Annotated in this window: 2 protein-coding genes; both read right to left on the bottom strand. The window is 56.3% G+C overall.

Annotation, left to right across the window (positions count from 1 at the left end; translation table 11 throughout):
* Positions 1–3,036 (bottom strand): hypothetical protein (locus tag H9S92_RS14040; RefSeq protein ID WP_187467333.1); only part of this gene is annotated, 3,036 nt, incomplete at its 3' end.
* A gap of 645 nt (positions 3,037–3,681) precedes the next feature.
* Positions 3,682–4,443: T9SS type A sorting domain-containing protein (locus tag H9S92_RS14035; protein WP_187467332.1), on the bottom strand; the 762-nt coding region annotated here is incomplete at its 5' end.

Genomic DNA, 4,443 nt, shown 5'->3' with positions numbered 1-4,443 from the left:
CGTTACCGTGGCCGTGCAGGTGGAACTGTTGCCGTTAACGTCCGTTACCGTCAGGGTAACTTCGTTGGGGCCTACGTTGGCGCAGGTGAAGTCCGCCTGGCTGACGGCGTAGGTCTCGATGCCACAGGCGTCAGAAGAACCGTTGTCGACCAGCGGTGCATCGCTGCTGCCGCCACCGCCGCCGGCCGCGAAGACCTGGCCGCCGTTGGCGCTGCTGATGTCCATAGTGTAATCACTGGTTGCTCCGTTGCCGAAGGTGGTGATTACCATCGTGTAGTCTCCGGGAACGAGGTCGAGTTGAATGATGATCAGCGGATCAAGGTTGCCGTTGCCATCGTCGTTGTAAGCCAGAATATTGGCACAGGGAGCAGCAGGGTCGAAACCACCACCGTACAACGCTGCGGTCAGGTCGTCAACACCGCTGAAGGCAAAAGTGTACATATCAGCCGCACTGATCGTGAAGCTGAACGTCTCGTAAAACACGTTGGTACCCACACCAGAGGGGCTACAAGCACCCGGGCCGCCAACGGGACGGTTAAAGGTAGGATCCATGCCGTCCAGCATCCCCGTAACCTGCGTTACGGCAGTAGGCGTACCCGTAGCACCAGCGGCGATGGAGGCATTGCCTTCTTCGTCCAGTTCAATCGTTACGTCCTGGCACAGGGCAACGGGGGGAACCGTGTCGAGTACCGTGATCGTGATGGTACACACCTCGCTTACGTTGCCGGAAGCGTCGACGTCAGACTCATTGAATACGAAAGACTCACCAGCTGAAGCACAGTCGAAGGCCACCAATGGGTTGCCTACCAGTACCAGGGGTGGGCAGGCATCAAAGGTTACCAGCAATTCGCCGGGAGCGATGGAAGCAAAGCCGTTTTCGTCCAGGTAAATGGTCGTATCCGTTACGCAAGAGACAATGACGGGGGCGATATTATCGACCACCGTGACATCGTAGGTGCACTCACCGCGGTTGCCGCTGGCGTCGGTGATGACCACCGTCCGCTGGAAGGTAGAATCGGCAAAGGAACAGTCGAAGGTGCGGGCAGCGGGGCCACCCACGGTGAAAGGACCACTCAGGTCATCGGGGCAGTTGTCGTAGATGCTCACCACGGCGTCGTCGTTTTCGATCATCGCCGTGCCCATGCTGTCGAGGGCCACCGTGATGGCTTCGCAGACGATGACTGGGACGATATTGTCAATCACCGTGACATCGTAGGTGCACTCGCCGCGGTTGCCGCTGGCGTCGGTGATGACGACGGTGCGCTGGAATGTAGAATCGGCAAAAGAGCAATCGAAGGTGCGGGCGGCGGGACCACCCACGGTGAAGGGACCAGAAAGGTCGTCGGGGCAGTTGTCGTAAATGCTGACTACGGCATCAGCGTTTTCGATCGTCGCCATGCCCATGCTGTCTAGGGCCACCTCAATGGCTTCGCAGACGATGACGGGGACAATCGTGTCGATGATGGTCACCTCGTAGGTGCAGCTGCCCTGGTTGCCGCTCATATCCGTAGCTACCACCGTACGCTGGTAAGTGGAGTCGGCGTCCAGGCAATCGAACATCCGGGCGGTCGGACCACCTACGGTGAAGGGACCAGAAAGATTGCCGCCACAGTTGTCCTCGATGCTGACAACGGCGTCACCGTTTTCAATCGTTACGTTGCCCGTGCTGTCTAGGGCCACTTCAATGGCTTCACAGATGATGACGGGGGCAATGGTATCAAGCACAGTCACCAAGAAAGTGTCCGTACATCCACTGATGACATTCGTAGCAATAACCTCGGTTTCCCCGAGTTGGAATGCGGAACCACTAGCGGGGTCAAACGTGTACTGCGGTCCGGCAGGAGCATAAGTCAGTGAAGTATTGTCAATGGCCAGGGTTTCTACCTCCAGGAAGGTGAACCACAGGTAGCGATTACCGCCAACAATCGTAGCAATATCATCGGCTACGTTGAAGCGGGTTTCCGTGAACAACACCGTACCCATCGCATCGCGCAGGTTCAAGTCTACCGCCAGCGAACCAGCTTGGTTGCGGAAAACAAACTCAAAGGTGTACCAGCCTGTAGTCGTAATGGTGTAGTTGTTGCCACCATTAATGGTAGCCAAGTCGTTACGGCGGGTGAAGTTGGTATTGTTACTTCCCCCTACCAAAATGCCCCCCATACCGTCAGAGGCGGTATGGAAAATGAAATCCCGCAGATGGGTCCCGCTTTGGTTGCTGGCCGCCGCAGATAAATCCCACCCGTAAGTATCGTTAATTACCCCAGGATCACTGAGGTTCATGTAGACGTCCAGCGATACCGTAAAGCCAGTACCAAAGGAAGTAGAGTAACCACCTAAACGAGAGAAAATCCCCGTTTGGCCAGCCGTACTGCCCACCGTATCCGCTACACCGTGCGCAGCACCAGTGGCAGAAGGAATACCATCCGTACCAGAAATTTCCCGGGTGAGCGAACTGAAAAACGAGTTCCAGTCGTCCCCACCAAGCGCGAAGGCCGGATCTTCAAAACCCTGGAAAAAAGTAGGGGGCGTTCCACCAGCCGCGTTCGGGAATTCAACCACCACTTCACAAGACTCAGCGCTTACGTAAACGGTGGTATCGGGGAAAACTATTCTACCATCATCAACAACGGTAACCGTAGATTCGCAAGTAAGGGTAGCACCACCATTGTCAACCTGGGACACCGTGACAACTACTTCGCCGACATCGTCACAACTGAACTCGCTTTGTGAAAGCATGATACCGTTTTGGTCACAAGTGGTCATTGCAAGGTCCATCGCAGTAACCGAAGCCATGCCATTGTCATCGAGGGTAACGGTGAAGTCGTTACAAACCACCTCGTTGTTACAGGCTTCCACCATAAACATCCCTTCGCCGCCGGAAAGAGGGTCTACCACTACGAGATAGGTTTCGCCGGGGTTGAGCATCAGGTTCGCAAGGATGGTAGTCCCCCCCGTTTGAAAAACGGTGGCTACACAGTTTAATTCCGTATCACAGGTGCCTGAGAGAACCGCCAAGCGGGTATCTGAAGTCCCCATAAAAATGATGTTCACCGGTCCGGCTGGCGCAACAAAGGAAAAGAAGACGCCAGGGTCAGAGGCATCATTGACCTGGTAGTCTCCACAAAAACCTCCCACCAAGGGAATGTCATCAGCGGTAGCTCCCGTGTTATCGCCAGAAAACGGAACGCCTAGTTCAACAGGGATGGCGTTCTCGCAATCATCATTTGCTGGTTGGGCAAATGCAGTAAGCCCGCCTAGTATAAGTAGGAGAGCTAGGCCGGATCGGCCTACCTTAAGTAAAAAATTCTTCATTGGGTCGTCTTTAAAGTTCGAGATTATAAGGCCAGCAGAAACATCAATTTTACTAGTGATCCTGCCACAGGGCCAAAAATAAACAAAATTTTAGATAAGGTGGTAACCATTGGCGGTGTAACTTCATTTAAAAAAAATGTTCAAACAATTTTTGCGCATTTGGGCGCGGCCGCAGGTGCAAGGCAAAGGAAAAGAGAGCAAGGTATTGTCAAGGCGTTAGCCCCACCCCCAAGGTATTGTCGCGGCTTCAGCCCGACCACCAGGACCGCAGGTCCTACCACCAAAAAAGAAAAGCCCCACCACTCCAACCAGGGAGCAGCGGGGCTTTCCATCAGGTCACCTCTTACAAGGCAACCCATCATTCCAGTCCTACCGAACCACCACCATCTTGCGGGTAGCGGTAAAGTCTCCTGCCGTCAGCGTGTACGTCAGTACACCCGCCGCACCCAGCTCCGCTGCCGTCAGCGTCACCTGGTTGCGGCCAGCCGTAGCCTCCAGCTTGCGCGTCAGGATCAGGCGGCCAGCGGCATCCTGTACCGTCAGCGTCGCGGCACCGGCAACGGCCAGCTCGTAGCGGATCACCGTCTCACCGCGTACCGGGTTCGGCGTGTTCTGCAGCAGGGCATTCAGGCCCGTGGCCACTTCTGCCGTCGTGAACGACAGCGTCAGCGCACCACCCGTTCCGTTCAGGTTCACACCCTCCCGAACCGTGATCTCGTCCGTCAGGCTCACCAACTCGCTCAGGCGACCCGCAGCCGTAGCCATCACTTCCAGCGTCAGCACCGCATCAGCACCCCGCAGGGCTACCGCCACCAGGCCGTCACCGGCACGGTTCAGGTTGATCGCGCCTTCGCCTGCGTAGCTGGCCGTCACCAGCTCCAGGCCAGCGGCCAGTTCGATCGTACCCTGGAAGCCCGCCAGCTCAGTGCTGCGGATTTCCATCGTGTGCATCTGACCAGCTTCCAACTGCGCGTCAGCAGCTTCGATGGAGGCCGTAGAACGTCCATTGCCCACTACGTCACCGTAAGCGAAGGCTACGAAGTCCGCATCCAGGATGCTGCCCGTCAGGTCGTTGGCATTGTACACCTCGGGGAAGGCCGCAGCGTAAGGGTTGCTCACGTCAACGTCCGC

Source organism: Neolewinella lacunae, from assembly GCF_014349155.1.
Classification (GTDB): Bacteria; Bacteroidota; Bacteroidia; order Chitinophagales; family Saprospiraceae; genus Neolewinella; species Neolewinella lacunae.
Note: the sequence above shows the minus strand (reverse complement) of the source record. Positions and strands in the feature narration are given on the sequence as shown.